16 protein-coding genes are annotated in these 14,805 nt (G+C 66.7%); 11 read left to right on the forward strand and 5 right to left on the reverse strand.

All coding sequences use genetic code 11. The annotated features are described in order from the left end of the window. The first annotated feature begins 113 nt into the window (after positions 1–113). Positions 114–818: a glutathione S-transferase N-terminal domain-containing protein gene (locus tag DBY63_RS24045; RefSeq protein WP_108583000.1), complete on the forward strand. Its 705-nt coding sequence runs from the start codon at positions 114–116 to the stop codon at positions 816–818. 68 nt (positions 819–886) lie between these two features. Here DBY63_RS24045 and DBY63_RS24050 read toward each other — a convergent pair whose 3' ends face one another. After that, positions 887–1,153 carry a DksA/TraR family C4-type zinc finger protein gene (locus DBY63_RS24050; RefSeq protein ID WP_027599993.1) on the reverse strand — a complete coding sequence of 89 codons (267 nt, stop codon included), beginning with the start codon at positions 1,151–1,153 and terminating at the stop codon, positions 887–889. On the opposite strand from DBY63_RS24050, the gene DBY63_RS24055 reads away from it, so the two are divergent. The 5 genes from DBY63_RS24055 to DBY63_RS24075 all read left to right on the forward strand — a co-directional run bounded on the left by DBY63_RS24055 (position 1,152) and on the right by DBY63_RS24075 (position 4,685). After that, on the forward strand, positions 1,152–1,988 hold the full coding sequence (locus DBY63_RS24055) for a CDP-diacylglycerol diphosphatase (protein ID WP_256594524.1): 837 nt from the start codon (positions 1,152–1,154) through the stop codon (positions 1,986–1,988). The genes DBY63_RS24050 and DBY63_RS24055 overlap by 2 nt on opposite strands. Positions 1,989–2,010: 22 nt before the next feature. Continuing rightward, positions 2,011–2,223, forward strand: a complete 213-nt coding sequence (locus DBY63_RS24060; RefSeq protein ID WP_077171466.1) for a hypothetical protein — start codon at positions 2,011–2,013, stop codon at positions 2,221–2,223. A 235-nt stretch (positions 2,224–2,458) separates the two neighbouring features. After that, a complete protein-coding gene (locus tag DBY63_RS24065) occupies positions 2,459–3,106 on the forward strand; it encodes a TIGR04211 family SH3 domain-containing protein (RefSeq protein ID WP_027599991.1) in 648 nt (215 codons plus the stop codon). A 115-nt stretch (positions 3,107–3,221) separates the two neighbouring features. Next, positions 3,222–3,809 (forward strand): NUDIX domain-containing protein, encoded by a 588-nt coding sequence (locus DBY63_RS24070; RefSeq protein WP_007161024.1) that lies wholly within the window; start codon positions 3,222–3,224, stop codon positions 3,807–3,809. A 3-nt stretch (positions 3,810–3,812) separates the two neighbouring features. Then, entirely contained in the window at positions 3,813–4,685 is an 873-nt protein-coding gene (locus DBY63_RS24075; RefSeq protein ID WP_074584811.1) for an oxygenase MpaB family protein, read from the forward strand. 747 nt (positions 4,686–5,432) lie between these two features. Here DBY63_RS24075 and dbpA read toward each other — a convergent pair. Beyond that, positions 5,433–6,806, reverse strand: coding sequence for an ATP-dependent RNA helicase DbpA (gene dbpA, locus DBY63_RS24080; protein ID WP_007161026.1), 1,374 nt, complete (start codon positions 6,804–6,806; stop codon positions 5,433–5,435). Between the two features lie 127 nt (positions 6,807–6,933). Between dbpA and DBY63_RS24085 the strand changes: the two genes are divergently transcribed. Further along, positions 6,934–7,566 (forward strand): glutathione S-transferase family protein, encoded by a 633-nt coding sequence (locus DBY63_RS24085; RefSeq protein ID WP_108583002.1) that lies wholly within the window; start codon positions 6,934–6,936, stop codon positions 7,564–7,566. 7 nt (positions 7,567–7,573) lie between these two features. On the opposite strand, the gene DBY63_RS24090 is transcribed toward DBY63_RS24085, so the two are convergent. Beyond that, a complete protein-coding gene (locus tag DBY63_RS24090) occupies positions 7,574–8,674 on the reverse strand; it encodes a catalase family protein (protein WP_108583003.1) in 1,101 nt (366 codons plus the stop codon). A 177-nt stretch (positions 8,675–8,851) separates the two neighbouring features. On the opposite strand from DBY63_RS24090, the gene DBY63_RS25065 reads away from it, so the two are divergent. Further along, positions 8,852–8,995 (forward strand): hypothetical protein, encoded by a 144-nt coding sequence (locus tag DBY63_RS25065; RefSeq protein WP_017642700.1) that lies wholly within the window; start codon positions 8,852–8,854, stop codon positions 8,993–8,995. Between the two features lie 120 nt (positions 8,996–9,115). Further along, a complete protein-coding gene (locus DBY63_RS24095) occupies positions 9,116–9,955 on the forward strand; it encodes a DUF6502 family protein (protein ID WP_007161030.1) in 840 nt (279 codons plus the stop codon). Here DBY63_RS24095 and DBY63_RS24100 read toward each other — a convergent pair. Beyond that, a complete protein-coding gene (locus DBY63_RS24100) occupies positions 9,952–10,398 on the reverse strand; it encodes a type IV pilin protein (RefSeq protein WP_052504157.1) in 447 nt (148 codons plus the stop codon). The two genes, DBY63_RS24095 and DBY63_RS24100, sit on opposite strands and share 4 nt — an antisense overlap. Positions 10,399–11,307: 909 nt before the next feature. On the opposite strand from DBY63_RS24100, the gene DBY63_RS24105 reads away from it, so the two are divergent. Beyond that, positions 11,308–11,991, forward strand: coding sequence for a class I SAM-dependent methyltransferase (locus DBY63_RS24105; protein ID WP_007161037.1), 684 nt, complete (start codon positions 11,308–11,310; stop codon positions 11,989–11,991). A gap of 3 nt (positions 11,992–11,994) precedes the next feature. On the opposite strand, the gene DBY63_RS24110 is transcribed toward DBY63_RS24105, so the two are convergent. Continuing rightward, entirely contained in the window at positions 11,995–12,972 is a 978-nt protein-coding gene (locus DBY63_RS24110) for a DUF6515 family protein (protein ID WP_108583004.1), read from the reverse strand. A gap of 293 nt (positions 12,973–13,265) precedes the next feature. Between DBY63_RS24110 and proP the strand changes: the two genes are divergently transcribed. Next, positions 13,266–14,717 (forward strand): glycine betaine/L-proline transporter ProP, encoded by a 1,452-nt coding sequence (gene proP, locus DBY63_RS24115; protein WP_027599979.1) that lies wholly within the window; start codon positions 13,266–13,268, stop codon positions 14,715–14,717. The last annotated feature ends 88 nt before the right edge of the window (positions 14,718–14,805 follow it).

Genomic DNA, 14,805 nt, shown 5'->3' on the forward strand with positions numbered 1-14,805 from the left:
ACTCCTCAGATGGAGAGGTGGGCATCGCGCTAAGTTCCGCTTCGCTCGAGGCCCGGCAACCCGGGCCGCGCCGGCCGGTCTCACCAGAACCGCCCCCTTGCCAGGAGTCCACCATGGCCGATCTGTCGCGCTTTCCCATCACCCACCGCTGGCCGGCTCGGCATCCCGAGCGCCTGCAACTCTATTCGCTGCCCACGCCCAACGGCGTCAAGGTCGCCATCCTGCTGGAAGAACTCGGCCTGCCCTACGAGGTGCATCGCATCGACTTCGGCCAGAACGACCAGCACACCGCGGAATTCCTCTCCCTGAGCCCCAATAACAAGATCCCCGCCCTCCTCGACCCCGACGGCCCTGGCGGCGAACCCCTGGGGCTGTTCGAATCCGGCGCCATCCTGCTCTATCTCGCGGAAAAGACCGGGCGCCTGCTGCCGGAGGATTCGGCGCGGCGCTACCAGGCCATCCAGTGGCTGATGTTCCAGATGGGCGGCATCGGCCCCATGTTCGGCCAGCTCGGCTTCTTCACCAAATTCGCCGGCAAGGACATCGAGGACCCCCGTCCCCGCGAGCGTTATGTAGCCGAAGCCCGGCGCCTGCTCGGCGTGCTGGATGGCCAGCTCAAGGGCCGCGCCTGGATCCTGGGCGAGGACTACAGCCTCGTCGACATCGCCACCTTCCCCTGGATCCGCGCCCTGCTGGAGGTCTACCAGGTGGCCGACCTGGTCGGCTTCCAGGACTTCCCCGAGGTGCGTCGCGCCCTCGACGCCTTCCTCGCCCGCCCGGCGGTGCAACGCGGCCTGCAGATCCCGGCAGCGCCCTGATGCCGGGCGACGTCGAGCTGGGGCTGCGCCAGTGGCTGGAAATCGGCCCGGCGTTCACGCGCTCGGCCCTAGCGCAACTGACTGTCCTTGCTCGCCCGCCGGTTGTAGCCGCCGGCGCGCTGGTCTTCGGCGTCCTGCTCGGATTGGCAGCGGATGCACAGGCGCACGCCCGGTACCACCTGGCGGCGTGCTTCGGGGATGGCGTCGCCGCATTCCTCGCAATGGGTGAGGCTCGCGCCCCGATGCAGACGGCTGCGGGCGCGCTGCACCGCATCGTCCACCGTGCTGTCGATCTGTTCCTGAACCGCGCCGTCTCCGGCCCAACCATTGGCCATGACTGATCTCCCAGTGCGTTGCCCTGATAGCCATTGGAAGCGCCGCGCGCGCAGTTGTTCGCTGCCGACCGGCGGCCGCTCGTCGTGGCGGCGTCTGCTGTCGCTGCTGATGCTGGGCATGGCGCTGACGGGCTGTGCCAGCCGCGACCTGCTGCGCCAGGTCACGACCGGGCTCTGCCTGCCCAATGCCCGGCTCACCGGTCTGGCGGCGCCCTGTCGCCAGGTGGTGGCGGATCCCGGCTTCGCCGTGCTGCGCGCGCCGGGTGAGCGACAGCATTTCATTCTGGTCCCGCTGCGGCCCCTGCGCGGGCTGGAAAGTCCGGCGCTGTGGCAGCCCGGCCAACCCAATTGGTTCGCTCTGGCCTGGCGCCAGCGCTGGTACCTGAGCGCCTGGGGCCAGGCGCCGGTGGCGGACGAGCGGATCGCCCTGGCCCTCAATGCCCCCAGCGGGCGCAGCCAGGATCAGCTGCATGTGCATCTGGCCTGTCTGCGGCCGGAAGTACGCGCGCAGCTCCTGCCGCTGGCGCCCGCTCTGGACGAACACTGGCGCGCGCTGCCAAAGGCGCTGGCGGGCAGTCTTTATCAGGCGCGGCGGCTGAGCGAAACCCAGTTGCTGGCCGTGGATTTCTTCCAGGCCCTGGCCAACCGGCCGCCCTATCCGCTGCCGGATCCACGGCTGTCACTGGCGGTGGTGGCCTTGCCGAGCCAGGACGCCAGCCGCCAGTTCCTGCTGCTGGCCGGTCGCGCGGGCAGCCAGCCGGGCGACCAGGGTTCGGCGGAACGGTTGCTGGCGGCGGACTGCCAGGGAACGACCGCGGCCCCGGCGACTCAATAGCGCCAGCGCGCCAGGAGGCCCCATGCCGCAGGAATTCCAAGACCTCTTCGACTTTATCGATCAGCTGCTCGCCTGGTCCGACTTCTATCTCAAGTCCGGCCTGTTGCTCTGCGGGGTGGGCATGGTGGCTGGCGCGATCGCCTGGAGACGCTGGTGGGGCAAGGCCCTGGCCTTTGGCTGCGCCGGCCTGGGCGCACTCGCGGCCCTGAGTCTGGATCTGCTCCATCGGCTCTGAACCGCCGCTGCAAGATCCTGAACGGCTTTGCCGCTTTTACCGCCTACCGCATGGCGGCAAGATGACACTGACCGTCGCTTTCCGCCGCCAAAGCTTGAACTGCTTCACCGTCTCGAACAGAGGGCGCTACGGGTTGGCGGATAGATCGCGGCGGCTTGCTAGGGTACTGCCCCACAATAATCCGGCTTGTTCATCACGGCCTTCATCTTTTCAGCTCATGCATACAGACCCGATCATGCCCATGTCCCCAACTCGCCTGCTGTCCCGCCTACCGCATCTCGGCCTCTGCCTGGCTGCCTCCCTCGCTTCCCTGGCCGGCACCGCCGTGGCCCAGGAAGGCACTGCCCGCTGGGTCAGCGACAGCCTGACCACCTATGTCCGCAGTGGTCCCACCGATGGCTATCGCATCGTCGGCACCCTCAAGTCCGGGCAGAAGGTCGAGCTGATCAGCACCCAGGGCGACTACAGCCAGGTGCGCGGTGAAGGCGGCAGCACCGTCTGGATTCCCAATGCCGATCTGCAGGCCAAGCCCGGCCAGGCCGAGCGCCTGCCGCAGCTGGAACAGCAGGTGGCCGAATTGAGCGGCCAGCTCAAGACCATCGACGACAGCTGGAAGAATCGCGTCCAGGGCATGCAGGAGACCCTGGATTCGCGCAAGAAGCAGATCGACGAACTGGAGAGCCGCCGCAAGGACCTCGACGCCCAGCTCACCCAGGCCCAGTCCGAACTGCGCAGCACCCAGGCCAAGCTCGGCAACGAGAACAAGCAGGCGCTGATGCAGTACATGGTCTACGGCGGCAGCATCGCCGGCGCCGGCCTGCTGGCCGGCCTGATCCTGCCGTCCATGACGCGGGGTCGCAAGAAGAACGACCGCTGGTTCTAGACGTCGGCGGTCTGCCGTCCTCACGACAGGGTGGAACCCGGGGTCACGGGGCATGCCTCAGAAAGGCAGCGCTTCTGCTACCGTGGCCCGACGCCTCCTGTCCAGACGAGCCCCCATGCCCGACACCTCCCGCATTCGCATCCAGCAGGTCGAGACCCTTTCCCAGGACTGGGGCCTGCTGAAGAAGACCACCTTCGACTACCTGCGCCGCGACGGCAGCTGGCAACGCCAGACCCGCGAGACCTACGACCGCGGCAACGGCGCCACCATCCTGCTGTACGACCGCGAGCGGCGCACCGTGCTGCTGATCCGCCAGTTCCGCCTGCCGACCCTGGGCAACGGCCTGGACGACGGCCTGCTGGTGGAGACCCCCGCTGGCCTGCTCGACGCGGCCGCCCCCGAAGCGCGCATCAAGGCCGAGGTCGAGGAAGAGACCGGCTACCGCCTGGACAATGTCCAGCACCTGTTCGACGCCTTCATGAGTCCCGGTTCGGTGACCGAGCTGCTGCACTTCTTCGCCGGTGAATACCGCGCCGACCAGCGCATCGCCGACGGCGGTGGACTGCACGAGGAAGGCGAGGACATCGAGCTGCTGGAACTGCCCTTCGACGAGGCCCTGGCCATGGCGCGCGACGGCCGGCTGCTGGATGGCAAGACCATCATGCTGCTGCAGTACGCGGCGCTCTACCTGCTGCCGCGCTAGTCCATGGAGCGGATCCGCAGCCGTATCGAGCAACAGGTGATGAGCCTTACCGGACTGGCCCTGGGCGAGGTCGACTACGAGCAACCACCGGGCGATCCCGGGTTGTTCGGGCCTGGCAGCGTGCCCTGGCGGGTGCACAGCGACTTCACCTGCATGCTGATCGGTGGCATCGCCGCCCTGCTCATGCAGACCCTGCACCCGCTGGCCCTGGCCGGGGTCTGGGACCATTCGAAATTTCGCGAAGACATGCTCGGCCGCCTGCGGCGCACCGGTCAGTTCATCGCCGCCACCACCTTTGGCAGCCGCGGCGATGCCGAGCGACTGATCGCCCGGGTCAAGGCCATCCACCGGCATATCCGGGGCCAGGCCGCCGACGGCCGCCCCTACAGCGCCGAAGACCCGGCGCTGCTGACCTGGGTCCATGTGGCCGAGGTCAGTCACTTCCTGGCGGCCTATCTGCGCTATTTCGATCCCCGGCTGCCGGGCACCGAACAGGATCGCTACTACGCCGAAATCGCCCTGGTCGCCGAACGCCTGGGCGCGACCGACGTGCCCCGCTCCCGGGCGGAGATAGCCGCCTACTACCAGGCGATCCGCCCGCAGCTGGTGTGCGACGAACGCAGCCGCGAGGTCTGCCGGGTATTGCTGCAGGCGCCCGCGCCCAGTGCCCTGGCCAAGCCCTTCGGCGCCCTGATGATGCAGGCCGGCATCGACCTGCTGCCCGACTGGGCTAGCGCGGAGCTGGGTTTCCACCAGAGTGCGCTGCAACGGCAGCTGATTCGCACGGGAATAGGCTCCACCGCCCCGGTGCTGCGCTGGGCCGTGCGCAACGGCTCCTCGCATCGCGCCAGACGGCGGATGGGGATCGAGGGCTGAGGCAGGTGGGGTCGGGACGGCTCCATCGTCGAAGCCCAACAGCCCGAGGTACGTCAAGGCACTCAAGCGACCCCCTCTCCCCCTGGGAGAGGGCTGGGGTGAGGGCGCCCCTCGCGACGAAGCCCCAGTGGAAAAGGCTGCGCCGTTTTCCACGCTACGGCGCTGCTTGGACAACCCCCTCTCCCCATGGGAGAGGGTCGGGGTGAGGGCGCCCCTCGCGACGAAGCCCCAGTGGAAAAGGCTGCGCCGTTTTCCACGCTACGGCGCTGCTTGGATAGCCCCCTCTCCCCCTGGGAGAGGGCTGGGGTGAGGGCGCCCCTCGAGACGAAGCCCAGTGGAAAAGGCTGCGCCGTTTTCCACGCTACGGCGCTGCTTGGATAGCCCCCTCTCCCCCTGGGAGAGGGTTGGGGTGAGGGCGCGCCTCGCGACGCAGTCCCAGTGGAAAAGGCTGCGCCGTTTTCCACGCTACGGCGCTGCTTGGATAGCCCCCTCTCCCCCTGGGAGAGGGTTGGGGTGAGGGCGCGCCTCGCGACGAAGTCCCGGTGGAAAAGGCTGCGCCGTTTTCCACGCTACGGCGCTACCACACACCTGAGACAGGCCTATCGCTGATCGCGGCCGTGCCGGTGCGCCGTAGCGACTGCTCCTACAGATCGGTTTGCTACCTGTAGGAGCGGCCCATGGCCGCGATAAAGCCAATACCGTCAGGCGCGGGTCGTCAGCGCCACAATGGCCGTAGCCAAATCCGCCCTACAGCATCCGCACCTTGATCGACCGCCCCTTGATCTTGCCCTCGCTCAGCCGCTGCAGCGCCTGGCGGGCGATGTCTCTTTCCACGGCGACATAGGCCTGGTTGTCGAACAGGGTGATCTTGCCGATCTTGGCGCCGGGCAGGCCGGCGTCGCCGGTCAGGGCGCCGAGGATGTCTCCGGGGCGCAGCTTGTCCTTCTTGCCGGCCGCCAGGGCCAGGGTGTGCATGGCCGGTACCAGCGGCTCCGGGGTGTCGCGCAGGGCGCCGAGGGGCTGCCAGTCCAGCGGCGAGCCCTGCTGCACCTCGATGGCCTGGGCGCGGCTGGCCTCGGCCGGCGCCACCAACGACAGCGCCAGGCCCTGCTCACCCGCCCGACCGCTGCGACCGATGCGGTGCACGTGCACCGCCGGATCGCGGGACAGCTCCACGTTGATCACGGCCTCCAGGCCGGCGACGTCGATGCCGCGGGCCGCCACGTCGGTGGCCACCAGCACGCAGAGACTGCGGTTGGCGAACATCGCCAGCACCTGGTCGCGCTCGCGCTGCTCCAGGTCGCCATGCAGGGCGGCCGCGGAGATGCGCTGGGCATGCAGCGCCTCGACCACCTCCTGGCACTGCTGGCGGGTCTGGCAGAAGGCCACGGCACTGGCCGGGCGATGGTGCCGGAGCAGGCGCACCACGGCGGCCAGGCGATCCTGGGCGGCGATCTCGTAGAAGCGCTGGCGGATCTGGGTCTCGCTGTGCTGACTCTCGACGCTGATGCGCAGCGGCGCCCGCAGATAGTCCTGGGCCAGGCGCTCGATGCCTTCCGGATAGGTCGCCGAGAACAGCAGCGTCTGCCGCCGTGCCGGCGTCTGGCTGAGGATGTCGGCGATGGCGTCGATGAAGCCCATGTCGAGCATGCGATCGGCTTCGTCGAGCACCGCGACGTTGAGGCCGTCCAGCACCAGAGTGCCCTTGCGCAGGTGCTCCTGCACCCGCCCCGGGGTGCCGACGATCACCTGGGCGCCATGCTCCAGGGAAGCGATCTGCGGCCCCAGCGGCATGCCGCCACAGAGGGTCAGGATCTTCATGTTGGGCGTGGTGCGCGCCAGGCGACGCAGTTCGCGGGCCACCTGGTCCGCCAGTTCGCGGGTCGGACAGAGCACCAGCGCCTGACAGCCGAAATAGCGCGGATTGAGTCCCGTCAGCAAGCCGATGCCAAAGGCCGCCGTCTTGCCCGAACCGGTCTTGGCCTGGGCGATGAGGTCCTGGCCCTTGAGGATGATGGGCAGGCTGGCCGCCTGGATGGGCGTCATGCTCAGGTAGCCGAGTTCGGCCAGATTGGCCTGCATGGCCTCGGCCAGCGGCAGGGAATCGAAGGATGAGGGCACGGGAGTCCTGTGAAACGGCTGGTAAAGGTTTACCAGTTTAGCAGAAGGGTACCGGCTCTCCTGCGAATGGACGCTGGATGAGGGCCTACCTATGCTAAGGGGTACGACAACTCAAGGAAGCTTCACCATGTTCGACCGGCCTGTGCTCTATACCCACCCCATGTCGCGCGGACGCATCGTGCGCTGGCTGCTGGAGGAGCTCGGACAACCCTACGAGGTGCAACGGGTCGACTACGGGCCGGCGATGAAATCCCCGGCCTATCGCGCCATCAACCCCATGGGCAAGGTGCCGGCGCTGCGCCATGGCGCAGCCGTGGTGACCGAGACCGCCGCCATCTGCGCCTATCTCGCCGACGCCTTTCCCGCTGCGGGGCTCGCCCCACCGCTGAGCGATCCGGCGCGCGGTACCTACTACCGCTGGCTGTTCTTCGCTGCCGGTCCGCTGGAGGCGGCCACCACCAACCAGGCGCTGGGCGTCGTGCTGCCCGAGGATCCGCAAAAGCGCGGCGCGGTGGGCTATGGCAGTCTCGCCGAGGTGCTCGACACCCTCGACGCCGCCCTGGCCCCCGGTGAATACCTGGTGGACGACCGCTTCACCGCTGCCGACGTCTATGTCGGTGCCCATCTCGCCTGGGGCATGGCCTTCGGCACCATCGAGAAGCGCCCCCACTTCGAGCGCTATGTCGCCGGGCTGGTGTCCCGCCCGGCGGCGATACGCGCCCGCGAACTCGACGACGCCGAGCTCGCCACGCTCAACTGAGCCCGCGCTACAGCTCCACCGGTCCGCGCGGATGGTGCAACGGGCAGCCGTTGCGCTCGCTGCGAAACTGCGACGACATCTCGTAGGCCGGTTGCCGCGATCTCATGATGCCGCCCAGCGGGCGGTGCGCAGCCAGACCATGCCAGGGGCTGAACACCATGCCATCGTCCACTTCGCGCGAGCGCGCCTCGTTCCAGGCCGGCTGCGGCTGCACCTCCAGGCGCGCCACGGTCACATAGGGACTGAGGTCTTCCGGCCAGACCACCGAGGCGTCCTCGATAGGTGTCTGCTCGATATCGACGCCCAGCTGCACGCGGATCTCCCAGACGCCGCCGTGCCGGGCGAAATGGGCATTGACCGCCTCGCGCAGGCCGTCGGGCTTGCCGTTGACCTCGACCGGCGCGTCGGTCAGAGCGGTCAGCTCGGGCGCCACCGGGACCACGCTGAGCTTGGCGAAATAGGGGCCGTAGAGAAAGGGCACCATGGTGTAGAAGGTTTCGCCGAGCGGATGGGTCTCCGGGTGGCCACCCAGGCTCTTCAGCGTCGGACTTTCGCCGCCAAAGGCTTCCACCACCTTCTCGGTGCCGCGCAGCACCGCTGACGCCACCTTCTTCAGGCCCTCGCCGCGGTCGGTGGTCTTGGCCAGCAGCTTGAGCGTCTTGAGAAAGGTCTTGGGATCCGGCGCGGTAAAGGCCGGGGCGTTCTGCATGACGAAATCCTGGGTCACCTGGCCTTCGCTACCGGGCAGGCGCTCGCCCGGCACGTCGATCAGCTTGAGCGCCAGACCCCGCGGGGTGGAAACGCTGTCGGCCAGGATGTCGCCCGGATTGGTCGAGAATCTCAGCACCGCTGCATAGCTGCCCGGCACGGCGAAGGCACCCTGGGCATAAGCCGGCGGCAAGCCGCCCAGCACCATCACTCGACCCGTGAGCAGGCCATGGCTCTTGGCGTGCACGCTGCGGATGGCATGGCCGCCGTTGGCGTAGGTGGTCTCGGTAATGTCTCTCATGGCCGCGACCATCTCGCGAACGGTTTCGGCTTCATCATCCGGCACCTGTTCGAAGGCGGGCTGGAACGGCAGCGGGTGGACAGCGGTAGTCGTGGTCATCACGGGACTCCTCGGGCGCCGTCATTCGGATGAGACGGTCAACCGATAGACCGCTATCGCGCTAACGACGTTCGAGCGCTGGCCACCCGGCCGACACGAGGTCACTGTCGACAGCCGCTCGGGAACGGCCCCGCCCAGAGGGGTTCGATATCTCCACACCCACCCCGGAGAGCCACCATGAGCGACGCCGACCAGAAGACCTACGACAATCCCAGCAACACCCCGCCGCCCGAAGAGCTGCCCTATGCGGACATGGAGCCGGAAGAGTTTCCGGACGATCCGGACGTGGCCGGCGAGACCGAATCGGGCACTCCTGGCTAGCCATGCCCTGACCCGCGGACGACAGCCTGAGCGGCGTCCGCGACACTTTGTGACCGGCCGGTTTGACTGGGGCCCAAGGCGCCGCGAAGATGGGCAGGCGTCTGCCGTGTCGAGTCCCCCATGCTTTCCACCAAGGTACCCTTGCTTCTGCGTAGCCTGATCGGTCGGCTGGTGCGTATCGCCATCGCCTCCGGCGTGACCTACCAGACCTTCGATCGCCTGCTGCGCCAGACCTACTTCGAGGTCGCCCAGGATTTCGAACCGCTGCGCGACAAGCCCAATTCCGACAGCCGTATCTCGGTGCTGACCGGCCTGCCGCGCCGCGAGGTCCGCGCCCTGCGCGAGGCCAGCCCGGAACGTACGCCCTGCACGCCAAGCCTGGAATGGCAGGTGCTCAGCGCCTGGACCTCACGATTGGATCTGCTCGATGCCGAGGGCAATCTGCGCCCCCTCCCCCGCACTCAGCGCCGTGGCGGCGAACAGAGTTTCGACGCCCTGGTCGCCAGCGTCGGCAGCGACGTGCGCGCCCGCACCGTGCTGGATGAATGGCTGCGCAAGGGTTACGCCCGCCTCGACGAGGAAGACCGGGTGGTGCTCACCCCCCGCTCGCTGCTGCGCGGCACCGAGAGCCAGGAAGGCGCAGGGCGGCTGCTGGCCCATTTCACCGGCGACCTGCTGGCCGGCTTCGAGCGCCTCTACCTGCAGGACCGCGCCGCGCCGGACTTCACCTTTCACGTGGTCTACGGCCACAACCTGACCGAGGATTCCACGCTCAGCCTCTATCGCACCGCCTACGACGAATCCATGCACCTGCTCAACCGCCTCAACCGCCTGGTGGTCGAACACGAAGCCCGCGACGCCGGCAAGGCCGACGCCACCCAGCGGGTCACCCTGGGCTTCGGCGGCTATCGCGTGGAACAGGACAGGGATGCCGGCCTGGTACAGGGACGGGAGGATTAGCGCCAGCAGTCAGTGGGATCACCCCTCGATACCTTTTTGACGCCTTGAGCGTTAAGTATCAGATTGCCACAGGAATCTTTTTCCTGACTGCCCTTGGGCAGTGCGGTCAGCACATAGGGACCATCACTGCTATAGCCAGCACTACCAGCAGCGCTGGTTAAAATCGTCAGTTCGTAGTACCCGCTGCTGGAGAACACTCTGTCACTGCCGGGGTTGGTCTTTGTATTGACAATGTTTAGGTCTTTTACCTTCGCCGGATAGGAATTGTTCTGCGCATAGAAGCGCTCCATCCGTGCCGCCGCCTCGTTGAGCAGTGCCTGCCCCTCGCTGCGGTTGGAGCGCAGCACAGAGGTCTGATAAGTCGGATAGGCAATGGCTGCCAGGATGCCAACAATCGCCACGACGACCATCAGTTCGATCAGGGTAAAGCCTCGTGCTCGCATCGCTACCTCAGAGATCGGGAATCTGATTGAAGAAGGTACGCCAGGTCTGACGTGCGGGTGTTATGCCTGACACCCATACTCAAACTGCCAGGCCACGTTGCTGCGCTTTAGGCAAACGCTTTGCCTAGCAGCATGCTGGGCCTCACGCTCGATTGGACCACTACCACACACCAGATTCTCAGCTTGCGCAAAGCTCGGCGACCGGCAGCCAAGCCAACACAAAAAGCCGTAGGAATAAGGACCTAGCCTTTCGTGCCCATAGCCTAACGATAGGTAATGGCGTTCGAATCGCAAGGATTCTTGCTGGAGAGAAACCTGCACGCCGACAAGCCCGATCTTGAGACCTGCTGAGACTCAAGGACATGGATGAGTCGGTGTGGGGATGCAGCACGGACAATCCGTACGAACGGCATCCGCCCTCTTTGCCCCACACGCTTGATTCTTCCACGCCTGCAATATCCTCTGCGATTTGCTTCTCTCGTCCTTGCCTGACCCTATCCCATCACCAAGGTCTTACTACTACGCCACAGAAGCGTAAAAACGGCCTCACTTTCAGCCCACAACTGATTTGATTGAACGAACAAACAATAAACTGATATTTAAATTGAAAGAACGAACAATCAAAAATAATTAGAACTACCAAATTCTCATTCAAGCCAGATAACGCCTGACACAACTAGCCAAACACCGTGCGATTGTTCTAAAACAGTAAAGATCCTATCTGGAGCAGCCGTCACGCCTGGCTTGCAGCCCCTGGATACAAAAGCGAAAGAGCCACTTCCAATCCGCACGACGAAATAGCGAAGCGCCTGCTTCCATCGACGGGCCGCAACTCTTCACCCTCGGACGCCGCGCCGAGTTGGCGCCGTAACGCCTCTGCTTTCATCTACCGACAATGACAAGGCCGCTATGCACGACTCGAAGAAAATCGATTATTCGCTGAATACCGCCGACACTTCCGCACCGCACTCCGCGCTGGACAATGCCGCCATCATTTCCGCCTACCGGCGCTGGGCCAATGTCTATGATCGGGTGTTCGGCGGCGTTTCCGCCCCCGGTCGCAAGCGCGCGGTGGCAGCGGTCAACGCCCTGGCGGGTACCCGGGTGCTGGAAGTGGGCGTCGGGACGGGGCTGGCCCTGCCCCACTATGGCGCCGACAAGCGTGTCACCGGGATCGATCTCTCGCCCGACATGCTGGCCAAGGCCCGGGAGCGAGTCATTCGCGACGACATCACCACGGTGGACGCCCTGCTCGAAGCCAATGCCGAGGAAACCGGCCTGCCCACCGGCTCCTTCGATATCGCCGTGGCCATGTTCGTGGCCTCCGTGGTGCCCAATCCGCGCAAGCTGATGCAGGAGATGCGCCGGGTGGTGAAGCCGGGAGGTCACCTCTTGCTGGTCAATCACTTCCAGGCCGAGAGCGGCCTGCGGCTGCTGGCGGAAAAGGCCTTGGCACCGGCCTCGCGCAAGCTCGGTTGGCACCCGGACTTCGCCATGGACTCCATCCTCTCCCGCGAAGACCTGCGCCGCGCCAGTCGCAGCAGCGTGCCGCCCTTCGGGCTGTTCACCCTGGTGCAGCTGACCAATGACTGATCGCTACTCCACGCGATAGCCACGCCCCGCCAGGCAAGCCGCCAGCGCCTGGCGAAAGCGCGGGGTGAGGTAGGGATCGCCGACCGCGCCGGGTCGTTCGGGATCGAAGCCCGACTCCCCGGCGGCGTAGCGCCGGCAGTCGTAGCGATCCGTGGCGTAGCGCTGCGGCGACTGCCCCTGCATAGGATAGGCGGTGACGTCATAGGCATCGTAGTCCGTTCCGGCAGGCGCTGCCGTCGTGGCCGGCACGGCCGCCACGGTGGGATCGGCGACGGTGACGAAGCCGCCGCCCGGATCGGTGCGGTAATAGCTGCCCGCGGCGAAGTAGTAGGTGGTGCCGCCCATCCACAGGGTCTCGGCGAAGGCCGGCAGGACGCTGACCCGTACCCCGGTCGGTGGCAGGGTCACCACATAGCGCGGCCCCTGGGGTCGATACCAGTAGCCATCGGCATAGTAGTACTGGCTGTCGCGGTACCAGACGCGGGTGAAGCCGGCCGGCACGCCCGGCACCTCGAAGCCCGGACGCCACTGGGGATTGGTGCCCCAGCCCGGACGCGGACCGGCCCACTGGGGATCCCGCTCCGGACGCGGTGGCGGCGGCGGCGGGTAGTTCCGTCCCGGTTGGTCGGGCGCCGGCATCATATATCCCGGGCGCGGCAAGGGAACGGGGCGATCCTGCCAGGCCGGCTGATAGCCCGGCCGCGGTGGCGGGGGGTCGTTGCGCTCCCAGCGCTCCAGCGCCGGACCATTGCCGCGCCCAGGACCGTCGCCACGCCCGGGCGGCCCCCCATTCCAGTCACCCTGGCCACCGCCCTGCCAGCGCCCGGCGTTGCCGGCGGGGGCGATCGGCGGCTGGGCCCCGGCTGGCGGGGTCACGTAGCCGCCGCCGAGGCGATAGTTGTTGTCGGCCCAGGCGGGCGCGGCGTTCCACAGGGAAACGCCGAAAAGGACGAGCGCACACAGCACGGCAGGCGATTTCATCGCACGGCTCCACGAGGGGATGATCCAGAGTACCCCAAGGCTTGGACCCTTCCCCAGCCTGGCCGTTAGCCGCGCGCCCCTCTGCCATCGACTGGCCGCCACAGACTGCCGAGGACGAGCCGGGAAAGCCGGAGGCCGCAAGGTCGGAGCGGACGCCCGGGCCTGAAATCTCCCAGGGCCGTGCAGGCATTCCCGGGTCGCTCCCTGGAGGCGGCGGGGAAGTTTCTGCCCCTCTGTAATCGCACTTCTAGCGGTCCGCTCGGGTCTATGGCCCCACGCAAGGAGGAAAACACATGTCGAAACACCATCATCACGTTGGCTGGTTCAAGCGCCGCCATGAGGTAAAACCGGACGACCTCACCATCGTCGATAATTCTCTGGTCAAGCGCGCCGTCGGCGCCGCCGCCCTCGGCAACGCCATGGAATGGTTCGACTTCGGCGTCTACGGCTACCTGGCCGTGACCCTGGGCAAGGTCTTCTTTCCCGATGGCGATGCCGCCGCCCAGCTGATCGCCACCTTCGCCACCTTTACCGTGGCCTTCCTGGTCCGCCCGATCGGCGGCATGGTCTTTGGCCCCCTGGGCGACAAGTACGGTCGCCAGAAGGTGCTGGCCCTGACCATGATCATGATGGCCCTGGGCACCTTCAGCATCGGCCTGATTCCCAGCTACGAGAGCATCGGCATCTGGGCACCGGCCCTGCTGTTGCTGGCGCGCGTGGTGCAGGGCTTCTCCACCGGGGGAGAATACGGCGGCGCAGCGACCTTCATCGCCGAATACGCCACCGACAAGACCCGCGGACGCATGGGCAGCTGGCTGGAATTCGGCACCCTGGCCGGCTATATCGCCGGCGCGGGAACGGTCACGGCGCTCACCGCGGCCCTGACCCAGGAACAGCTGCTCGACTGGGGTTGGCGGGTTCCCTTCTTCATCGCCGGCCCGCTCGGCCTGCTCGGCCTCTATATGCGCCTCAAGCTGGAAGAGACCCCGGCGTTCAAGGCCCACACCGAAGCCAACGAAGGCAAGGCGGCGGACGGTCCGGCGCACAGCCTGCGCGAGCTGTTCACCCTGCATCGCGTCGCCCTGCTCAAGTGCATCGGCCTGGTGCTGGTGTTCAACGTCACCGACTACATGCTGCTGACCTACATGCCCAGCTACCTGGCCGTGACCATGGGCTACGCCGAGACCAAGGGGCTGCTGCTGATCCTCATCGTCATGGTGGTGATGATGCCGCTCAACATTCTCGGCGGCTTCTTCAGCGACCGCCTGGGCCGCAAGCCGATGATCATCGGCGCCTGTCTGGCGATCCTGGTCCTGGCGATTCCCTGCCTCAAACTGATCGGCAGCGGCCACGACTGGCTGATCTTCCTCGGCCTGATGCTTTTGGGCGTGGCCCTGGCCTGCTTTACCAGCACCATGCCGTCCACCCTGCCGGCGCTGTTCTACACCCCGATCCGCTACAGTGCCCTGTCCATCGCCTTCAACATCTCGGTGTCGCTGTTCGGGGGCACCACCCCGCTGGTCACTGCCTGGCTGGTGGAAAAGACCGGCGACCCCCTGGTGCCGGCCTACTACCTGATGGCGGCGGCCGTGATCGGCATCCTGACCATGCTCACCGTGCGCGAAACCGCCGGCAAACCCCTGCGCGGCTCGCCGCCCTCGGTGGCCAGCGAAGAGGAAGCCAAGGAATACCTGGCCAGCGACGCACCCCTGACCGTGGACAAGCAGCCGCCTGGGCAGGCGTAAGCCTGAAGGTCTGCTCGCGGCCATGACGGTCCGCCGAGGCGGCCGCTCCTACAAGCCTGGACTTTTGTAGGAGCGGCCCATGGCCGCG

The sequence above is a fragment of the Pseudomonas sp. RIT411 genome, from assembly GCF_003057735.2.
Taxonomy (GTDB): Bacteria; Pseudomonadota; Gammaproteobacteria; order Pseudomonadales; family Pseudomonadaceae; genus Chryseomonas; species Chryseomonas oryzihabitans.

Coding starts and splice junctions, on each gene's coding strand:
- DBY63_RS24045 (WP_108583000.1), top strand. CDS start 114: ATGGCCGATCTGTCGCGCTTTCCCATCACCCACCGCTGGCCGGCTCGG.
- DBY63_RS24055 (WP_256594524.1), top strand. CDS start 1,152: ATGACTGATCTCCCAGTGCGTTGCCCTGATAGCCATTGGAAGCGCCGC.
- DBY63_RS24050 (WP_027599993.1), bottom strand. CDS start 1,153: ATGGCCAATGGTTGGGCCGGAGACGGCGCGGTTCAGGAACAGATCGAC.
- DBY63_RS24060 (WP_077171466.1), top strand. CDS start 2,011: ATGCCGCAGGAATTCCAAGACCTCTTCGACTTTATCGATCAGCTGCTC.
- DBY63_RS24065 (WP_027599991.1), top strand. CDS start 2,459: ATGCCCATGTCCCCAACTCGCCTGCTGTCCCGCCTACCGCATCTCGGC.
- DBY63_RS24070 (WP_007161024.1), top strand. CDS start 3,222: ATGCCCGACACCTCCCGCATTCGCATCCAGCAGGTCGAGACCCTTTCC.
- DBY63_RS24075 (WP_074584811.1), top strand. CDS start 3,813: ATGGAGCGGATCCGCAGCCGTATCGAGCAACAGGTGATGAGCCTTACC.
- DBY63_RS24085 (WP_108583002.1), top strand. CDS start 6,934: ATGTTCGACCGGCCTGTGCTCTATACCCACCCCATGTCGCGCGGACGC.
- DBY63_RS24090 (WP_108583003.1), bottom strand. CDS start 8,674: ATGACCACGACTACCGCTGTCCACCCGCTGCCGTTCCAGCCCGCCTTC.
- DBY63_RS25065 (WP_017642700.1), top strand. CDS start 8,852: ATGAGCGACGCCGACCAGAAGACCTACGACAATCCCAGCAACACCCCG.
- DBY63_RS24095 (WP_007161030.1), top strand. CDS start 9,116: ATGCTTTCCACCAAGGTACCCTTGCTTCTGCGTAGCCTGATCGGTCGG.
- DBY63_RS24100 (WP_052504157.1), bottom strand. CDS start 10,398: ATGCGAGCACGAGGCTTTACCCTGATCGAACTGATGGTCGTCGTGGCG.
- DBY63_RS24105 (WP_007161037.1), top strand. CDS start 11,308: ATGCACGACTCGAAGAAAATCGATTATTCGCTGAATACCGCCGACACT.
- DBY63_RS24110 (WP_108583004.1), bottom strand. CDS start 12,972: ATGAAATCGCCTGCCGTGCTGTGTGCGCTCGTCCTTTTCGGCGTTTCC.
- proP (WP_027599979.1), top strand. CDS start 13,266: ATGTCGAAACACCATCATCACGTTGGCTGGTTCAAGCGCCGCCATGAG.